The sequence below is a fragment of the Streptomyces sp. NPDC053427 genome, from assembly GCF_044544985.1.
Classification (GTDB): Bacteria; Actinomycetota; Actinomycetes; order Streptomycetales; family Streptomycetaceae; genus Streptomyces.
Window position 1 is genome coordinate 433,399 of the sequence record NZ_JBITYA010000007.1, and the last position, 17,079, is coordinate 450,477.

At 69.9% G+C, this 17,079-nt stretch carries 18 protein-coding genes; 7 read left to right on the forward strand and 11 right to left on the reverse strand.

Going from position 1 to position 17,079, the window contains the following annotated elements; all coding sequences use genetic code 11:
- Positions 1 to 128 precede the first annotated feature (128 nt).
- A complete protein-coding gene (locus tag ACIGWZ_RS22215) occupies positions 129 to 587 on the reverse strand; it encodes an Lrp/AsnC family transcriptional regulator (protein WP_362700980.1) in 459 nt (152 codons plus the stop codon).
- Positions 588 to 718: 131 nt separating this feature from the next.
- Between ACIGWZ_RS22215 and ACIGWZ_RS22220 the strand changes: the two genes are divergently transcribed.
- Positions 719 to 853 (forward strand): hypothetical protein, encoded by a 135-nt coding sequence (locus tag ACIGWZ_RS22220; protein ID WP_362700977.1) that lies wholly within the window; start codon positions 719 to 721, stop codon positions 851 to 853.
- Positions 854 to 859: 6 nt separating this feature from the next.
- Here ACIGWZ_RS22220 and ACIGWZ_RS22225 read toward each other — a convergent pair whose 3' ends face one another.
- Positions 860 to 1,582 (reverse strand): UbiX family flavin prenyltransferase, encoded by a 723-nt coding sequence (locus ACIGWZ_RS22225; RefSeq protein ID WP_400067136.1) that lies wholly within the window; start codon positions 1,580 to 1,582, stop codon positions 860 to 862.
- A gap of 142 nt (positions 1,583 to 1,724) precedes the next feature.
- Between ACIGWZ_RS22225 and ACIGWZ_RS22230 the strand changes: the two genes are divergently transcribed.
- Positions 1,725 to 2,318, forward strand: coding sequence for a rhomboid family intramembrane serine protease (locus ACIGWZ_RS22230; RefSeq protein WP_400067138.1), 594 nt, complete (start codon positions 1,725 to 1,727; stop codon positions 2,316 to 2,318).
- Positions 2,319 to 2,411: 93 nt separating this feature from the next.
- Positions 2,412 to 2,990, forward strand: a complete 579-nt coding sequence (locus ACIGWZ_RS22235) for a DUF4870 domain-containing protein (protein ID WP_400067140.1) — start codon at positions 2,412 to 2,414, stop codon at positions 2,988 to 2,990.
- 40 nt (positions 2,991 to 3,030) lie between these two features.
- Here ACIGWZ_RS22235 and mqnP read toward each other — a convergent pair whose 3' ends face one another.
- Positions 3,031 to 3,936, reverse strand: coding sequence for a menaquinone biosynthesis prenyltransferase MqnP (gene mqnP / locus ACIGWZ_RS22240; RefSeq protein ID WP_400067142.1), 906 nt, complete (start codon positions 3,934 to 3,936; stop codon positions 3,031 to 3,033).
- Positions 3,933 to 5,390 (reverse strand): menaquinone biosynthesis decarboxylase, encoded by a 1,458-nt coding sequence (locus tag ACIGWZ_RS22245; protein ID WP_400067144.1) that lies wholly within the window; start codon positions 5,388 to 5,390, stop codon positions 3,933 to 3,935. Before ACIGWZ_RS22245 ends, mqnP begins: the two co-directional genes overlap by 4 nt.
- Positions 5,391 to 5,487: 97 nt before the next feature.
- Here ACIGWZ_RS22245 and ACIGWZ_RS22250 point away from each other — a divergent pair, with 97 nt between their 5' ends.
- The 4 genes from ACIGWZ_RS22250 to ACIGWZ_RS22265 all read left to right on the forward strand — a co-directional run bounded on the left by ACIGWZ_RS22250 (position 5,488) and on the right by ACIGWZ_RS22265 (position 8,868).
- Positions 5,488 to 5,913 (forward strand): PLD nuclease N-terminal domain-containing protein, encoded by a 426-nt coding sequence (locus tag ACIGWZ_RS22250; RefSeq protein ID WP_400067145.1) that lies wholly within the window; start codon positions 5,488 to 5,490, stop codon positions 5,911 to 5,913.
- 72 nt (positions 5,914 to 5,985) lie between these two features.
- Entirely contained in the window at positions 5,986 to 6,549 is a 564-nt protein-coding gene (locus ACIGWZ_RS22255) for a nucleoside deaminase (RefSeq protein ID WP_400067147.1), read from the forward strand.
- 63 nt (positions 6,550 to 6,612) lie between these two features.
- Positions 6,613 to 7,227, forward strand: coding sequence for a DUF4291 domain-containing protein (locus ACIGWZ_RS22260; RefSeq protein ID WP_400067149.1), 615 nt, complete (start codon positions 6,613 to 6,615; stop codon positions 7,225 to 7,227).
- Positions 7,228 to 7,440: 213 nt separating this feature from the next.
- Positions 7,441 to 8,868, forward strand: coding sequence for an alkaline phosphatase family protein (locus tag ACIGWZ_RS22265; protein ID WP_400067151.1), 1,428 nt, complete (start codon positions 7,441 to 7,443; stop codon positions 8,866 to 8,868).
- A 92-nt stretch (positions 8,869 to 8,960) separates the two neighbouring features.
- Here ACIGWZ_RS22265 and ccsB read toward each other — a convergent pair whose 3' ends face one another.
- The 7 genes from ccsB to hemL all read right to left on the reverse strand — a co-directional run bounded on the left by ccsB (position 8,961) and on the right by hemL (position 16,799).
- Positions 8,961 to 10,049 carry a c-type cytochrome biogenesis protein CcsB gene (ccsB, locus tag ACIGWZ_RS22270; RefSeq protein ID WP_400067153.1) on the reverse strand — a complete coding sequence of 363 codons (1,089 nt, stop codon included), beginning with the start codon at positions 10,047 to 10,049 and terminating at the stop codon, positions 8,961 to 8,963.
- The gene (locus ACIGWZ_RS22275) at positions 10,046 to 11,899 is read right to left on the reverse strand and encodes a cytochrome c biogenesis protein ResB (protein ID WP_400067155.1); all 1,854 of its coding nucleotides are present in this window, start codon (positions 11,897 to 11,899) and stop codon (positions 10,046 to 10,048) included. The genes ccsB and ACIGWZ_RS22275 overlap by 4 nt, the downstream gene beginning before the upstream one ends.
- Before the next feature lie 3 nt (positions 11,900 to 11,902).
- Entirely contained in the window at positions 11,903 to 12,664 is a 762-nt protein-coding gene (locus ACIGWZ_RS22280; protein ID WP_400067283.1) for a cytochrome c biogenesis CcdA family protein, read from the reverse strand.
- Between the two features lie 7 nt (positions 12,665 to 12,671).
- The gene (locus tag ACIGWZ_RS22285; RefSeq protein ID WP_400067157.1) at positions 12,672 to 13,283 is read right to left on the reverse strand and encodes a TlpA family protein disulfide reductase; all 612 of its coding nucleotides are present in this window, start codon (positions 13,281 to 13,283) and stop codon (positions 12,672 to 12,674) included.
- 111 nt (positions 13,284 to 13,394) lie between these two features.
- Positions 13,395 to 14,618 (reverse strand): hypothetical protein, encoded by a 1,224-nt coding sequence (locus ACIGWZ_RS22290; RefSeq protein WP_400067159.1) that lies wholly within the window; start codon positions 14,616 to 14,618, stop codon positions 13,395 to 13,397.
- A gap of 145 nt (positions 14,619 to 14,763) precedes the next feature.
- Positions 14,764 to 15,444 carry a histidine phosphatase family protein gene (locus ACIGWZ_RS22295; RefSeq protein ID WP_400067285.1) on the reverse strand — a complete coding sequence of 227 codons (681 nt, stop codon included), beginning with the start codon at positions 15,442 to 15,444 and terminating at the stop codon, positions 14,764 to 14,766.
- 47 nt (positions 15,445 to 15,491) lie between these two features.
- Complete coding sequence (gene hemL / locus ACIGWZ_RS22300) at positions 15,492 to 16,799, reverse strand: glutamate-1-semialdehyde 2,1-aminomutase (RefSeq protein ID WP_400067160.1); 1,308 nt, start codon at positions 16,797 to 16,799, stop codon at positions 15,492 to 15,494.
- Positions 16,800 to 17,079: the final 280 nt, after the last annotated feature.

Consider the following 17,079-nt stretch of genomic DNA (forward strand, 5'->3'; position numbering starts at 1 on the left):
GTGCCGCTTCGGTGCCCTTTCGGTGCCGAAAATTCGGCTCCGACGAGCCTACTCCCCCGTTTTCCGGGCGGACGGAGGCCCCTTGGCGCGCCCCGTCCGCCCGCGCTCGCGTACCCCGGTCCGCGCGCCTACTCGGCCTCTTCGGGCAGTTCGCCGACGCGGTTCTCCCACTTGGTGGAGAGCACGATCGTGGTCCGCGTACGGGAGACGCCCCGGGTGCCGGACAGCCGCCGGATGGTGCGCTCCAGGCCGTCCACATCGCCCACCCGCACCTTGAGCATGTACGAGTCGTCGCCGGCGATGAACCAGCAGTCCTCGATCTCGGCGAGGTCCTTGAGCCGGCGTGCCACGTCCTCGTGGTCGGCGGCGTCCGACAGGGAGATGCCGACCAGTGCGGTGACACCGAGCCCGAGGGAGGCGGCATCGACCGTGGCGCGGTAGCCGGTGATCACGCCGGCCGCTTCGAGACGGTTGATCCGGTCCGTGACGCTGGGCCCGGAGAGGCCCACGAGCCGGCCGAGCTCGGCGTACGAGGCCCTGCCGTTCTCGCGAAGTGCCTGGATGAGCTGCCTATCCACCGCGTCCATGCCCTCAAGCCTTCCAATCTTTACGCATTTTCGGGTTCTGCATGTAGAATCTAAGGCATACAGGGCCTCACGCCCTGTGATTCATTCGAATCTTCCGACGATCAACGACGATCTTCACAGGAGTTGTCACCGTGTACTCGATCGAGATGGCCTACGCCCGCATGCGCGAGCTGCAGGACCAGGCCAATCGTTCACGTGCCCACAAGGAAGCGGCCCCCCGGGCCCGGCGACTCTTCGGCCGCGCCGCCGCAGCCAAGAAGCGCTAGACACAGCTAGGACGGGTCCGGGGCCTCCTCCTTGGAGCCTCCCCGCAGCTCCCCCTCCCAGCGCCGGTACAGCCCGTGCGGCACCTCTGCCGCATCGAGCACCCGGCCCGCGACGAAGTCCACCAGATCCTGGATGTGCGTCGCCCCCGCATAGAACGCCGGAGAGGCGGGCAGCACCACGGCGCCCGCCTCGTCCAGCGCCACCAGATGCTTCAGCGTAGGTCCGTTCAGCGGAGTCTCCCGCACCGTGACCACCAGCCGGCGCCGCTCCTTGAGCGTCACGCTCGCCACCCGCTGGAGCAGATCCTTCGAGAGTCCGAGCGCCACCCCGGCGACACAGGCCGTGCTCGCCGGGACGATCAGCATCCCCTTGACGGGATACGAACCGGAGGACGGGCCGGCCGCCAGATCACCGGCCGGCCAGTACCGCACATCCGCCAGCGTCTGCTCGGTCACCGGGAACGTCTCCGGCTTGCCGTCCGCCCCGAGCGCCAGCCATTCCCGCAGGTCGGTGCGCCAATGCGCGTCCCGGAAGGCGATGCCGGTCTCGTCCAGCAGCGTCAGCCGCGACGCCCGGCTGACGACGAGATCCACCGCCTCCCCCGCGGCGAGCAGCCCGCGCAGCACGGATGCGGCATACGGCGTTCCGGACGCGCCGGAGATCCCCACGACCCACGGACGGCGGCGGCCGGGATCCTGCTTGCTGATGTTGTTGTGCGGCGGCTCCACACCATCGAGCCTATCCGGCGGAACCACCGACCCCGTCACGGCCGTTCTTACCTGTGCGCCCGTCGCGCGGCCCCGCCGAGGGGCGCCCGCCGGGGACGCGGCCGGGGAACGGGCCCCGGGACGGGAAAGGACGGCCGGAACGATGACAGCACGCGCGAAGCCCGCGATCTGCCTGATGCTGGGCTGGGTCGCCCTGCTCTGGGTGCTCGAGGGCGTCGACCTCGTCACCGGGAACGCCCTGGACTCCTTCGGCATCCAGCCGCGCGACCCCGCCGAGCTGGTCGATGTGGTGCCCGCCGCCTTCCTCCACTTCGGCTTCGGCCATCTGGCGGCCAACACCCTGCCGCTGCTGCTGCTCGGCTTCGTCGCGGCGCTGCGTACGGGGATACGCCGCTTCCTGGCCGTCGTCCTGCTGGTGATCCTCACCAGCGGCATCGGCGTCTGGCTGACCGCCGCGCCCGGCAGCAACACCGCGGGCGCCTCCGGCGTCATCTTCGGGCTCTTCGGCTATCTCCTGCTGCGCGGCTTCATCGAGCGCAAGCTCCTCGACATCGGCATCGGGGTGCTGGTCGGCGCGGTGTACGGCTCCATCGTCTGGGGCGTGCTGCCGACGGACAGCCAGATCAGCTGGCAGGGGCATCTGTTCGGGCTGATAGGCGGGGTGGTTGCGGCCTTTGTCCTGCGCGAGCGCCCCCGGTCCCTGACCGCCGGAGCGCCCGTCCGACCCGTCCCGTAGTCTCGGACCGACGGGACCGCGCGCGCCGCCGGGGCCAGTTGACGCCACGGCAGCGACGGGCGGCAATCGCAGCAACCACGGGGTGAGCAGAACATGTCCGACTACTACCAGTCCGGTTACGGGCCGCAGGCCGGCGGACCGCAGCAGCCGTACGGCCAGCAGCCGGGTTACGGCTACCCGAGCGGCCCCGGCTATCAGCAGCCCGTCCCCGGTTACGCCCCCCAGCCGCCCGCGCCCTCGACGAGCCCCGCGATGTGGGCCCACCTCGGCGCGCTGCTGACCGTCACCGTGGGCTCGGGGGTCTGCTGCGGCCTGGGCGGCTTCCTCGGCTGGGTCGCCCCGCTGTCGATCCGCAACAGCGCCCGCCACCAGCACAACCCGTACGTCCGCCACCACGCCACCCAGGCAATGAACTTCGGCTTCACCCAGGCGATCGTGGCGACCCTCGGCGTGCTGCTGTACTTCGGCAGCGCCTTCATCTTCGCGGCGGCCGCCGACGAGGCGCACCGCGACGGGCCCGGCCTGGCGATCCCGGTGCTGACCGTGATGGGCATCATGGCCGCGTACGCCGTGGCCGGCATGGTCTGCGCCATCATCGGCACGGTCAAGGCGAACAGCGGCGAGCTGTGGACCTACCCGCGGCTGATCGCCTGGCCGATGGCCAAGGTCTGATCCCCGGACGGCCGTCGGGCTCCCGACGGCCGTCGGCCCGTCAGACCGTCAGGCCCCGCACCAGCAGATCCAGCAGCGCGCAGACGAACAGCGCCATGCCGATGAAGCCGTTGACGGTGAAGAAGGCCCGGTTGAGCCGGGACAGGTCGTGCGGGCGGACGAGGGTGTGCTCGTAGAGGAAGGCCGCGACCACGATCACCAGGCCGGCCCAGAAGAAGATCCCGGCGCCGGTGGCCAGCGCGTACCAGACCAGCAGGGCCGTGGTGACGGCGTGACTGGCGCGGGCGCCGTGCAGCGCCGCCGGGATGCCGAAGCGGGCCGGCACGGACTTCACGCCGTGCGCCCGGTCGGCCTGGACGTCCTGGCAGCCGAAGATCAGGTCGAAGCCGCCGATCCAGACGCCGACCGCGAGGCCGAGGACGACCGCGTCCCACGACCAGGTGCCGCTGATCGCGATCCAGGCGCCGACCGGCCCCATCGCCTGGGCGAGGCCCAGGATCGCGTGCGGGAAGTCGGTGAAGCGCTTGCCGTAGGGATAGACCACCATCGGGATCACGGCGATGGGGGCGAGGGCCAGGCACAGCGGGTTGAGCAGCGCGGCCGCGCCCAGGAAGATCACCACGGCGATCAGCGCACCGGTCCAGGCGGACTTCACCGTGACCGCGCCGGTGACCAGTTCGCGGTGCGCAGTGCGCGGGTTCCGGGCGTCGATCTCGCGGTCGATGATGCGGTTGCAGGCCATCGCGAAGGTACGCAGTCCGACCATGGCGACGGTGACCAGCAGCAGCTTGCCCCAGTGGATGGTCCTGTCCCACTGGAACATCGCGGTCAGCGAGGCGATATAGGCGAAGGGCAGCGCGAAGACCGAGTGCTCGATCATCACCAGGCGGAGGAAAGCCTTGGTGCGGCCGGGCTGCGGGACCGCTGCGGCGGCGGAGGCGGTCACAGTCCGTACTCCTTCCAGCGGCGGTCGACCAGGGCGGCGGTCGGCGGGTCGGACTCGACCATGTTCGGCCACCCCCCGTCGCGCGTATAGCCCTCCTCGGGCCACTTCTTCGTCGCGTCGATGCCCGCCTTGCCGCCCCAGAACTGCTGGTAGGAGGCGTGGTCGAGATGGTCGACGGGGCCCTCGACGACGGTCAGGTCGCGGGCGTAGTCCGTGTTGCCGAGCGCCCGCCAGGAGACCTCGTGCAGGTTGTGGACGTCGCAGTCGGCGTCCACCACCACGATCAGCTTGGTCAGCGACATCATGTGCGCGCCCCAGATGGCGTGCATGACCTTCTGCGCGTGCTTGGGGTACTTCTTGTCGATCGCGACGATCGCGCAGTTGTGGAAGCCGCCGGACTCGGGGAGGTGGTAGTCCACGATGTCCGGGACGATGATCTTGAGCAGGGGGAGGAAGAAACGCTCCGTCGCGCGGCCCAGCGGGCCGTCCTCGGTCGGCGGGCGCCCCACCACGATCGACTGGAGGAGCGGCCGCTTCCGCATCGTCACACAGTCGATCTTCAGCGCGGGGAACGGCTCCTGCGGCGTGTAGAAGCCGGTGTGGTCGCCGAACGGGCCCTCGGGCAGCATCTCGCCGGGCTCCAGCCAGCCCTCGATGACGACCTCGGCGTTCGCCGGGACCTGGAGCGGGACGGTCTTGCAGTCGACCATCTCGATCCGCTTGCCCTGGACGAAGCCCGCAAAGAGGTACTCGTCGATGTCGCCGGGCAGCGGCGCGGTCGAGGCGTACGTGACGGCCGGCGGGCAGCCGAAGGCGATCGCGACCGGCAGCTTCTCGCCGCGCTTGGCGGCGACCTGGTAGTGGTTGCGGCTGTCCTTGTGGATCTGCCAGTGCATGCCGATGGTGCGCTTGTCGTGGCGCTGGAGGCGGTAGAGGCCCAGATTGCGCACGCCCGTCTCCGGGTGCTTGGTGTGCGTCAGGCCCAGGTTGAAGAAGGAGCCGCCGTCCTCGGGCCAGGTGAACAGGGCCGGGAGCCGGTCGAGGTCGACCTCGTCGCCCTGGAGCACGACCTCCTGGACCGGCGCGCTCTCGCCCTTGACCTTCTTCGGCGGGACATGCGTCATCCCGGCGAGCTTGCCGAACGCCTCCCGCACCCCGACGAAGCCCTGCGGCAGCTCCGGCTTGAGCAGTCCGCCGATCTTGTCGCTGATGTCGCCGTACGACTTCAGGCCGAGCGCCTTCAGCAGACGGCGGTCCGTGCCGTAGACATTCATGGCCAGCGGCATCGACGAGCCCTTGACGTTCTCGAAGAGCAGCGCCGGGCCGCCGGCCTTCTGCACCCGGTCCACGATCTCGCCGACTTCCAGATACGGGTCGACCTCGGCCTTGATGCGCTTGAGGTCGCCCTCGCGCTCCAGGGCCCGCAGCAGGGAGCGAAGATCGTCGTAAGCCATGCGCTCCAGTATCCGGCACGCCCTACCCTGTACGGGTCACCGGGCCCCGCCGAAGGGCCCGCCGTCGCGCGTAGGGGGCCGTTCCACCATGTTCGCCGTGCTCAGATATCTGCCGTTCCTTCTGGTCCTGGCGCTGTGGATCTACGCCTTCATCGACTGCCTCAACACCCCCGAGTCGAAGGTGCGCGGCCTGCCCAAGGTGGTGTGGGTGATCGTCATCCTGCTCTTCGGCGAGGTGCTGATCGGCCCGATCGCCTGGCTGGTGGCGGGCAAGCAGCGGCAGCCGGGGACCGGCGGCGGCAGCACGCCTTCGGAGTGGCACCGCAATCACAGCAGTGCGAAGTGGATCGCGCCGGACGACAACCCCGAGTTCCTCAGGTCCCTGAAGGAAGAGAACAAGAAGGACGAGGCGCTGCTCAAGGACTGGGAGGCCGATCTGCGCCGCCGCGAGGAGGAGCTGCGGCGCAAGGAGGGCGAGGCGAAGAACGGGCCGGAGGACACTCCGCCGGCCGCCAAAGGTTAGGGCGCTTCTGACGCGACGCCGCGGAGATCCGGCAGAAGCGCCCCTGGGGCCCGCGCGGCGTACGGTGACCTCATGGACGAGGCATCCGATCAGCGCCGTACCCAGGACTGGGCCGCCGACCGCGACGCGATCCGGCGGCACGGGAACCCCGATGGCCCCAGCGACCCCTACGGGCACCCCGACCACATCCAGGAACAGGCCCGCGCGATGCTGGCGACGGCGGTGGCCGAGGCGCGGGCCGGGCTGGCCGAGGGCGGGATTCCGATCGGGGCGGCGCTGTACGGCCCGGACGGGGCGCTGCTCGGGCGGGGCCGCAACCGCCGCGTCCAGGACGACGACCCGTCGATGCACGCCGAGACCGCGGCCTTCCGCGCGGCGGGGCGGCAGCGCAGCTACCGCGGCACGACGATGGTCACCACCCTCTCCCCCTGCTGGTACTGCAGCGGCCTGGTCCGCCAGTTCGGGATCTCCCGGGTGGTGATCGGCGAGGCCCGTACCTTCCACGGCGGGCACGACTGGCTGGCGCGGCACGGCGTGCGGATCGTGCTGCTGGACGACCCGGAGTGCGCGGCGATGATGCGGGAGTTCATCGGGGCGCACCCGGCGCTGTGGCACGAGGACATCGGGGACGAGTAGGCGGCCGGGGCCGCGACGGAATTCGGTGGCCCGCGGGCGGGCCGTCCGCCAGGATGAGCCGCGATGAGCACCGCACCCCCTGCACCCGAACCCCTGCGCCGGATCCGGGCGCTGCACACCGAACGGACCGTCACCGTCTATCAGGCGTACTCCCCGGCGCTCGGCGTCCCGGCCGCCCGGGACGGCCGGTTCCCCGCGGCCTGGAAGCGCGAGCGGATGACGTGGATCAAGCCGTCGTTCCTGTGGATGATGTACCGCTGCGGCTGGGGCGCCAAGGACGGCCAGGAGACCGTGCTGGCCGTCGAGATCGACCGGGCCGGCTTCGACTGGGCGCTGGGCAACGCCTGCCTGTCGCACCACGACGCCGATGAGCACGGCGACCGGGCGGCCTGGAAGCGCCGGTTGAAGGCCTCGCCGGCCCGGGTGCAGTGGGACCCGGAGCGCGATCTGCACCTGACGGCGCTGCCGTACCGGTCGCTGCAGCTCGGGCTGAGCGGTGAGGCCTCGCGGCGGTACGCGGACGAGTGGACGGTGGCGATCACGGATGTCACGCCGCTGGCCCATGAGATCCATGCGCTGATGCGCGCCGGCGAGAGCGCGGCGGCCGCCGCGCTGCTGCCCGAGGAGCGCCCCTACCCGGCACCTGGGGGAACTCCGGGCCTGACCCGCGTGTCCTGACACGGCGTCATAAACGCGTAGTTTGCGCCACGAACGGTCCGCTGCGGGCTGCTTCGTGTGGCGTACGAGACGTAGCGGCAACACGCCAACTCGCGGCTGTTCACGGCCAATTGATACAGCGTTCAGCCACCTCCCCCTGCCCGGGAAACCGGGCCACCGCCACAGTCGGGTCGGCCCACCGAGGCCGCACGCGACTCAGGGAGAGTGGCACATATGCCCGACATGACCCGACGCAGACTCCTCGGCTCCGCCGCCGGCGCGATCGGCGGCGGAGCCGCGCTGTCGCTGCTGCCGCCCAGTGTCCAAAAGGCCGTCGCCGCCGGACCCCCACGTCACGGCTCACTCCAGGACATCGAGCACGTCGTCATGCTCATGCAGGAGAACCGTTCGTTCGACCACTACTTCGGCACCCTGCGCGGCGTCCGCGGCTTCGCCGACCCGGACGCCCTGTCCCTGCCCGGCGGCCGGTCCGTCTTCCACCAGCCGGACGCGGAGAACCCGGACGGCTATCTGCTGCCGTTCCACCTCGATACGCACACCTCCAGCGCGCAGGCCATCCCGTCCACCAGCCACGCCTGGTCCGTCCAGCACGAGGCGTGGAACGGCGGCAGGATGGACCGCTGGCTGCCCGCGCACCGCAAGGCCGACGGGATCAACGGTCCGTACGTGATGGGCTACCACACCCGCGACGACATCCCCTTCCAGTTCGCCCTCGCCGAGGCGTTCACCCTCTGCGACAACTACTTCTGCTCGGTCCTCGGCCCCACCTGGCCCAACCGCCTCTACTGGATGACCGGCACCCTCGACCCCGGCGGCACCCGGGGCGGCCCGGTCCTCAACAACACCGCGCCCAAGCCGTACCGCTGGACGACGTACGCGGAGCGGCTGGAGGCCGCCGGCATCAGCTGGAAGGTGTACCAGGAGGAGGACGACTACGGCTGCAATCTGCTGGAGCAGTTCCAGACGTTCCGGGACGCCAAGCCGGGCGAGTCGCTGTACGAGCGCGGGGTGCGGCCGCAGCCGGCCGGGACCTTCGAGGACGACGCCCGCAACGACCGGCTGCCGGCCGTCTCGTGGCTGATCCCCACCAGCGCCCAGTCCGAGCACCCGGACTATCTGCCGGCCGCCGGCGCCGACTACGTGGCGAAGAAGATCGAGGCCATCGCGTCGAACCCGAAGGTGTGGCGCAAGACCGTCTTCATCCTGAACTACGACGAGAACGACGGCCTCTTCGACCATGTGCCGCCGCCGGTGCCGCCCGCCGGGACGAAGGACGAGTTCGTCCAGGGCCTGCCGATCGGCGGCGGCTTCCGCGTCCCGTGCCTGATCGTCTCCCCCTGGACGGTCGGCGGCTGGGCCGCGGGCGATGCCTTCGACCACACCTCGGTGCTGCAGTTCCTGGAGCGCTTCACCGGCATCGAGGAGCCCAACATCAGCGACTGGCGGCGCTCGGCATTCGGCGATCTGACCTCCGCGTTCGGCTTCCGGCAGGCGGCGCACCGCCCGCCGCGGCTGCCGGACGACACCGCCGACCAGCTGGCCGACGCGCAGTGGGAGGTGGCACATCTGCCGAAGCCGACGCTGCCGGGGGCGGGCCAGCATCTGCCCCACCAGGAGCGCGGGCGGCGCAGGCGGCGCTGAGGGAGGCCGCACGGACGACGGTGCCGTACGGGGCCGGGCTCATGGCGAGCCCGGCCCCGTACGGCACCGCGGGTGTGACCCGGTCGGGCCGCTCAGACTCCGGCGTAGGAGTGCAGGCCGGTCACGAAGATGTTCACGCCGAAGTAGTTGAACAGGTAGCAGGCGAACCCGATCAGGCCCACCACGGCGGCCTTGCGGCCCTTCCAGCCGGCCGTGGCGCGGGCGTGCAGGTAGCACGCGTAGGCGACCCAGGTGATGAAGGCCCAGACCTCCTTGGGGTCCCAGCCCCAGTAGCGGCCCCAGGCGGCCTCGGCCCAGATGGCGCCCGCGATGATGGTGAACGTCCACAGCGGGAAGACGGTGGCGTTGATGCGGTAGGCGAACTTGTCCAGCGAGGCAGCCGAGGGCAGCCGCTCCAGCACGGAGGTGGCGAACGCGCCGGGCTGCTTGCCCGACGGGTCGGCGAGCTTGGCCTCGTAGGGGTCGCGGAAGAGGAAGAGCAGCGTGGCGATCGCGCCGAGGTAGAGCGCCGCGCCGGAGATGATCGCGCAGCTGACGTGGATCCACAGCCAGTACGAGTGCAGCGCGGGCACCAGCTGGTCGCTGGCCGTGTAGAGCACCGAGACGGCGAGCCCGAGGTCGAGCAGGACGGTGGTGACCAGCGGCAGGCCGACCCAGCGGACGTTCTTCTTCAGTACGAGGAGGAGCAGGTAGAAGCCCACCGCGACGGCCGCGAGCGTCGTGGAGAACTCGTACATGTTGCCCCAGGGGGCACGCTCCACGGACAGGGCGCGGGTGACGACGCCGCCCAGGTGCAGCGCCCAGGCCAGGACGGTCAGCGAGATCGCGATCCGGCCGTAGAGGTCGCCCTTTTCGGTGCCGCCGTGGGCGCCGGGGCCGTCGGGGACGTCACGGCTGCCGGCCGCGGCCTTGGTGATGATCTTCGGCCGCTCCAGTACGGCGGTGCCCCCGCCCTTCTGGGCCGCCGTGACGGAGACACGCGCCGCCGCCTTGGCCTCGGTGGTGAGCGCGGCGGCGGTGCGGCCGACCTTGCTGCGGCTGCCGAACACCCACTCGGCCATGTGCGCGAGGAAGGCCAGGGTGTAGACGGCCATCGCCGAATACACCAGCAGATTGCTGTTGTGAGCCAGTGTCTCGTTGGCTGCGGCAGCGAGATTCACGCGCGCGCTCCTTCGGAGGGGTCAGCAGGATCGGCAGAGTCGGTGGGCTCCGTCGGGTCTTGGTCGGCGGCCTCGGCCGTGGGTTCCGTACCGGGCTCCGGCTCGGCGTCCGGGGCGAGCGGGGCGTCGGGTCCGAGCGTCACGGCGAGGTCGGCGAGTTCGTCCGGCAGCCGGGGCGACTCGCTACGGCCCAGGCTCGCCATCTCGACGACGGTGACCCCGTCGGCCCCCTGCTCGGCCCGGATCCACACCCGGCGGCGCTGGATGAACAGCGACCCGGCCAGGCCCACCAGGGCGCACACCGCGCCGATCAGCGCGAGGTCGTTGCCGGACTGGTGGGTGATCTTGAAGCTGGCCCAGCTCTTGACGCCCTCGAAGGTGAGCGAGCCCTGGCCGTCGGGCAGCTGCATCGTGCTGTCGGCCTCGACGTCCTTCTTCGTCAGGCCGCCCTTGATGCCGGTGTGCTGCTGCGCCTGGCGCGTCAGCCGGTCCTTGGGCATCAGCATCTTCTTGAAGATGTTGCCCTTGGCGTCCTTGTACTGCTTCATCCGCTTGGTGTCGAGCTGGTAGACGTTCTGCGGCAGACCGGAGTCGACGCCCAGATCGCCGTGCCAGGCGTTCACCGCCAGCACGGGGAAGTCCAGCGCGGGGAACTGCGAGAACATCGACCCGGAGTTCTTGCCGCCGAAGGTCGGCACGAACAGCCCGTTGAACCCCAGCTGATTGCGCTTGCCGTCCTTGGTCTGCGCGCCCGGCACCTTGACCACACCGGTCGAGGTGAAGTTCTTCGGGTCCTGCGGCAGGAAGGGCACCGCGCCGTGGTAGACGACCTTGCCGCGGCCGTCCTTGACGGTGACCACCGGCGAGTAGCCGTGCGAGAGCAGGTAGACCTTGTTGCCCGCGATGTCGAGCGGGGTGTTCACCTCGATCGCGGTCCTGTGCTCCTTGCCGTCCGCACCGGTGAAGTACGTGACGTCGGCACGGAAGACGCGAGGGGTGCCCTTCTGCGGCCCGGTCCGCTCGTAGGTCGCCTCGAACTTCTTCAGCGTGAAGCCGAAGGGCTCCATGGTGTCGGTGTCGAAGAACGGGCCGGACGTGAAGTCGTCGTACTGGACGAGGCTGTTGGCGAAGCCGTCGCCCTCGGTGACCAGCTTGCCGCCCTCGGACTTCCACAGGCTGCCCACGGCGAACGCCACCAGCATCACGATCAGCGCGACGTGGAAGACGAGGTTGCCGACCTCCCGCAGATAGCCCTTCTCGGCGGCGACCGCGGTGCCGGTCCGGTGCGCGCGGAACCGGCGCTTCTTCAGCATCCGCTGCGCGGCCTCGAGGACCGCCTCGGGCTCGGCGTCCGTGCGCCAGGTGGTGTACGCGGGCAGCCGGGTCAGCCGCCGGGGGGCGGCCGGCGGGAGGCCGCGGAGCTGGCCGACGAACTGCCAGGTGCGCGGCACGATGCAGCCGATCAGCGAGATGAACAGCAGCAGATAGATCGCCGAGAACCACACCGAGCTGTAGACGTGGAACATCCCCAGCTTGTCGTAGATCGCGCCGAGGGTGTCGTGCTCGGTCCTGAACTGCTCGACCTTGACCGGGTCGATGCTGGTCTGCGGGATCAGCGACCCGGGGATGGCGCCGATGGAGAGCAGGAAGAGCAGCAGCAGCGCCACCCGCATGGAGGTCAGCTGCCGCCAGAACCAGCGGGCCCAGCCGACGGGGCCGAGCGAGGGGAAGCTGATGTCTTCCTTGGGGGCGGTGGAGAGCTGGGATCCGGCGGCGCCGAGGTCGCCGCTCGTATCGGGGGCGGCCGGTGCGCCGGTGTCCGGCTCGCGGGGGCCGGTCTTCGTGGCCATCAATCAGATCCCAACATTGAAGCTTTGCGTCCAGCTCTGCAGTTCCTGCATCAGGCCGTCCCATACGCCGGTGACGAGGAGAATGCCGAGCGCGACCATCATGCCGCCGCCGATCCGCATCACCCATTGGTAGTGCCGCTTGACCCAGCCGAACGCGCCGAGCACCCGGCGGAAGGCCAGCGCCACGGCGATGAACGGCAGGCCCAGGCCCAGACAGTAGGCCACGGTGAGCAGGGCGCCCCGGCCGGCGCTGGCCCCGTCGAGCGAGAGGGTGCTGACGGCGGCGAAGGTGGGGCCCATGCAGGGCGTCCAGCCGATGCCGAAGAGCGCCCCGAGCAGCGGCGCGCCGGCCAGCCCCATGGCGGGCTTCTTGTGGAAGCGCAGCTCGCGCTGGCCGAAGCGCTTGAGGATGCCCGCGAACGCCAGCCCGAGGAGGATCATCAGCACGCCGAGGACGCGCGAGACGGTTTCCTTGTAGCCCTGGAGGCTCTGCCCGAAGTATCCGAAGAGGGCGCCGCCGGAGACGAAGACGGCGGTGAAGCCGAGGACGAAGAGCGAGGCGCCGGCCAGCATCCGGCCGCGCTTGGCCTCTCCGAGGTCGGTGCCGGTGACGCCGGTCACGTACGACATGTAGCCGGGGACCAGCGGCAGCACGCAGGGGGAGAAGAAGGAGACGAGTCCGGCGAGCAGCGCGACGGGTACGGCGGCGAGCAGGGCGCCGGACACGACGGTCTGGTTCTCCGCGGCGTAGGCGGCGAGCGCGATCACGCGATCACTTCTCGGCGATCAGCGGGTCGATCATCGTGCGCAGATCGCTCGCGGTGAGCGGTCCGAGCGACCGGGCCGCGATCCGCCCGTGCCGGTCGATGGCGATCGTCGAGGGGATGGCCTGTGGGTTGAGGCTGCCCTTGGGGAAGCGGAGCAGCAGCTTGCCCGTGGGGTCGAACAGGCTCGGGTAGGGCACCTTGTGCTGTTCTTCGAAGTTGACGGCCTGCGCCTTCTCGTCGCGGGTGTTGACCCCGATGAACTGGACGCCCTTGGCCTTGGTCTCCTGCGCGACCTTGGCGAAATTGGGCGCCTCGGCGATGCAGGGGCCGCAATACGACCCCCAGACGTTGAGGACGACGACCTTGCCCTTGTAATCGCCGACGTCCAGCTTCTTCGTGCCGGTGGTGGTCGGGGCGGACAGGTCGGGCGCCGGCTGCCGGTCGGCCTTCGGCACGGTGGCGATTCCGCCCTTGCCCTGGACGAACTTGGTCTGGGCGGAGCCTCCGGAGGCGGCGCCGTCACCACAGGCGCTCAGCGTCAGCGAGGCCGCCGCGGCCCCCGCGGCGAACAGGGCAAGACGGCGGCGACTGGTGCGGCGTGGACGGCAGGCACTCATGTGAAAAGTTTCGCATGGGCCGATTCCGGATCTTCCGCACCCCCCTCACACGGCACCGCCCGACCCAAAGGGGCATGTCAGGACGTACGGAACCGGGGCGCGCCCGGTGTCTCAGGCCGCCGAGAGGTACGCGTTCCAGCCGCCGGCCGGCCGCTCGCCCACGCCCATCCGCTGGAGCTTGGCCAGCACCTCCGGGTCCTGGGCGTCGATCCAGTCGGTGAACTGCCGGAAGGAGACGAGATGCACATCCCGGTTCTTGTCGTCGGCGATGTGCTTGAGCGCTTCCTCGACGGCGTCCATGTAGATGCCGCCGTTCCACTGCTCGAAGTGGTTGCCGATGAAGAACGGCGCGCGGTTGGTCTCGTAGGCCCGCTCGAATCCGGAGATATAAGCCCCGGTGGCCTGCTGCCGCCATCCGGGGTAATTGGCCGGCGGCGCCTTGGTGGAGTTCCGCGACTGATTGGCGAGGATGTTGTAGTCCATCGAGAGGACCTCGAAGGAGTGACCCGGGAAGGGAACCTGCTGGAGCGGGAAGTCCCAGATATCGGACTTCTTCCTGGGCCACATCTGGAGACCGCCGGGCGAGCTGGCGTCATAGCGCCAGCCGAGCTCCTTGACGGTCGGCAGCAGGTTTCCCTGGCCGAGCAGACAGGGGGTGCGGCCGCCGACCAATTCCTTGCGGTAGTCGAACGGCAGCGGTTCTATGTCCGTGAACCCCGTATGCGTACGCCACTTGGTGACGAATTCCATCGCCTGGTCTATCTCGGACTGCCATTGCTGCGGCGTCCAGTTCCTGACGCTGCCCGAGCCGGAGCAGAAGTGGCCGTTGAAGTGGGTGCCGACCTCATGGCCGTCCAGCCAGGCCTCGCGCACGTATCTCAGCGTCGCCTTGATGTGGTCGTCGGCGAGATACCCGATGTCGGAGGCGCCGCGGCGGTTGTTCGGCGGTTCGTAGCGATGGCGCTGGGATTCCGGGAGGAGATAGAGGCCGGAGAGGAAGAACGTCATGGCCGCGCCGTGGTCCTTGGCGAGCTTGAGAAAGCGCGGGAAGAGGCCGTTGCCGACCTCTCCCGCGCCGTCCCAGGAGAACACCACGAACTGCGGCGGGGTCTGACCGGGCTCCAGCCGTTCGGGTTTTCCGGGCTGATGGGGCTGCGCGCCGGAATTGGCCGTCGAGCCGTCGCCGATGAGTTTCGAACGGGCCTGCACCGAGTTCTGCACCCGCTGCTTGTCCGCCTCCTCGCCCGAACCGGACGAGGAGCAGCCTGCTATGCCGAAGGCCGCCGCCGCGCCAACTCCCATACCCAGCAGGTCCCGCCGACTGATCGCACGCATACCGTGACCCCATCCGTACTCGCCGTACTCGATATCCATATAAACGGACAACCGCGCAGAGGGCATGTCGAACGGTGGGGTTCCGGTTTATGCGCTCAAATCTCTTGTTTTCCTGGCGTTTGACATTCCGCCAATTGAGGCAGCATCAGGCCCCGAAAGCCTTGGAATTTCCCTTGACGGGTTTGGCGCCCGCCAGAAGATGGGAGGGAACCAGGTCGCGTGCCGGCTCGCTGTAGCCGACCGAGATGATCTTGTCGCCGTGGAAGGTGAACGACGTCAGCGAGGCGAGCGTGCACTGCCGCTTCCGCGGGTCGTGCCACAGCCGCCGCCGCTCGGCGAAGCTGCGCACGATCCAGATCGGCAGCTGATGGCTGACCGCCACCGCCTCGTGCCCGCGTGCGGCGTCCCGCGCCGCGCCGAGCGCCGCCATCATCCGTACGACCTGCTCGATGTACGGCTCGCCCCACGACGGCCGGAACGGATTCGTCAGGTACTTCCAGTTCCCCGGCTTCTTCAGCGCGCCGTCGCCGACCCCGAAGGTCTTCCCTTCGAAGACATTGCCCGCCTCGATCAGCCGCTCGTCGGTGGCCAGATCCAGTCCGTGCGCGCCCGCGATCGGCAGCGCGGTCTCCTGCGCGCGCTCCAGCGGGGAGGCGACGACATGGGTGATGTCCCGCTCCGCCAGATGCTCCGCGACCCGGTCGGCCATCTTCCGGCCCAGGTCGGAGAGGTGATAGCCGGGGCGGCGCCCGTAGAGAACGCCCTCCGGGTTGTGCACCTCACCGTGCCGCATCACATGCACCACGGTGATGTCGTCGCCGCTCATGTCGCCGTCGCCCTTCTTCCGGTCCGCCGTCGTCCGGTCCGTCGCGCTCACGCGGTCGCCTCGGCGGCGGCCTGCGCCGCGGCCGGCAGCGCGGCGGCGATCCGCTCGACGGCCGCCGCATCGTGCGCGGTGGAGACGAACCACGATTCGAAGGCGGACGGCGGGAGGTAGACGCCCTGCTCCAGCATCGAGTGGAAGAAGGCGGTGAAGCGGAACGACTCCTGCGTCTTCGCCGTCTCGTAATCCCGCACGTCCTGGTCGGTGAAGAAGACCGAGAACATGTTGCCCGCCACCTGGAGCCGGTGCGCCACGCCCGCCTTGGTCAGCGCCTCGCCGACCAGCGCCCGCAGCTCGGCCGAGACCGCGTCGACCTTCTCGTACGCCGCGTCGTCCAGCAGCCGCAGCTGAGTGACGCCCGCGGCGGTGGCGATCGGGTTCCCCGACAGGGTGCCCGCCTGATAGACCGGTCCGGCAGGGGCGAGGTGCGCCATGACGTCGGCGCGACCGCCGAAGGCCGCGGCCGGGAAGCCGCCGCCCATGACCTTCCCGAAGGTCATCAGGTCCGGACGGACGCCGTCGATGCCGTACCAGCCGGCCTTGCTGACCCGGAAGCCGGTCATGACCTCGTCGGAGATGTAGAGCGCGCCGTTGGCGGAGCAGAGGTCCTTGAGGCCCTTGTTGAAGCCGGGCAGCGGCGGCACCACGCCCATGTTCCCCGGCGACGCCTCCGTGATGACGCACGCGATCTCGCCCTCGTGCGCGGCGAACGCGGCCCGGACCGCCTCGAGGTCGTTGTAGGGCAGCACGATGGTGTCGCCGGCCTGCGCGCCGGTCACCCCCGGCGTGTCGGGCAGACCGAAGGTCGCCACGCCCGAACCGGCCGCGGCGAGCAGCGCGTCGACATGCCCGTGGTAGCAGCCCGCGAACTTGACCACCTTCGCCCGTCCGGTGAACCCGCGCGCCAGCCGGATCGCCGACATCGTCGCCTCGGTGCCCGACGAGACCAGCCGCACCTGCTCGACCGGCTCGACGCGGGCCACGATCTCCTCGGCCAGCTCGACCTCACCGGCGCCGGGCGTGCCGAACGACGTACCGCGGGCGACCGCCTCCTGGACGGCGGCGATCACCTCGGGGTGCGAGTGGCCGAGGATCATCGGCCCCCACGAACACACCAGATCGACATACTCCCGGCCATCGGCGTCGGTGAGGTACGGACCCGTACCAGACACCATGAACCGGGGCGTACCGCCCACGGCCCGGAACGCCCGCACCGGGGAATTGACGCCGCCCGGGGTCACCACGGACGCCCGGTCGAACAGCGACTGCGAAACAGGGGCTTCATACGGAAAAGACACTGTGATCCTGACCTGCGTAAACGGAGGGAGGGCGGTGGCACACGGACACGGCCCGGCTGACAACGGTGCGGAATCCCCTCGCGGACCTCTTGGGGCGCCGCGCGGTTCCATCTCGGTCCCTTTTTGATTCCTCTCGCTCTCGACCGGGCGTCAGCCCCCGTGCGTCTGCAAAACTGGGGCGACGTACGAGTAAGTCACGCAAGCAATGGTCTCAGAGGCACACCGGGGCGCGTGGCCGGGCGTTTCATGCGCCGGTGACGGGGGAGGTCTCTGGGACGAT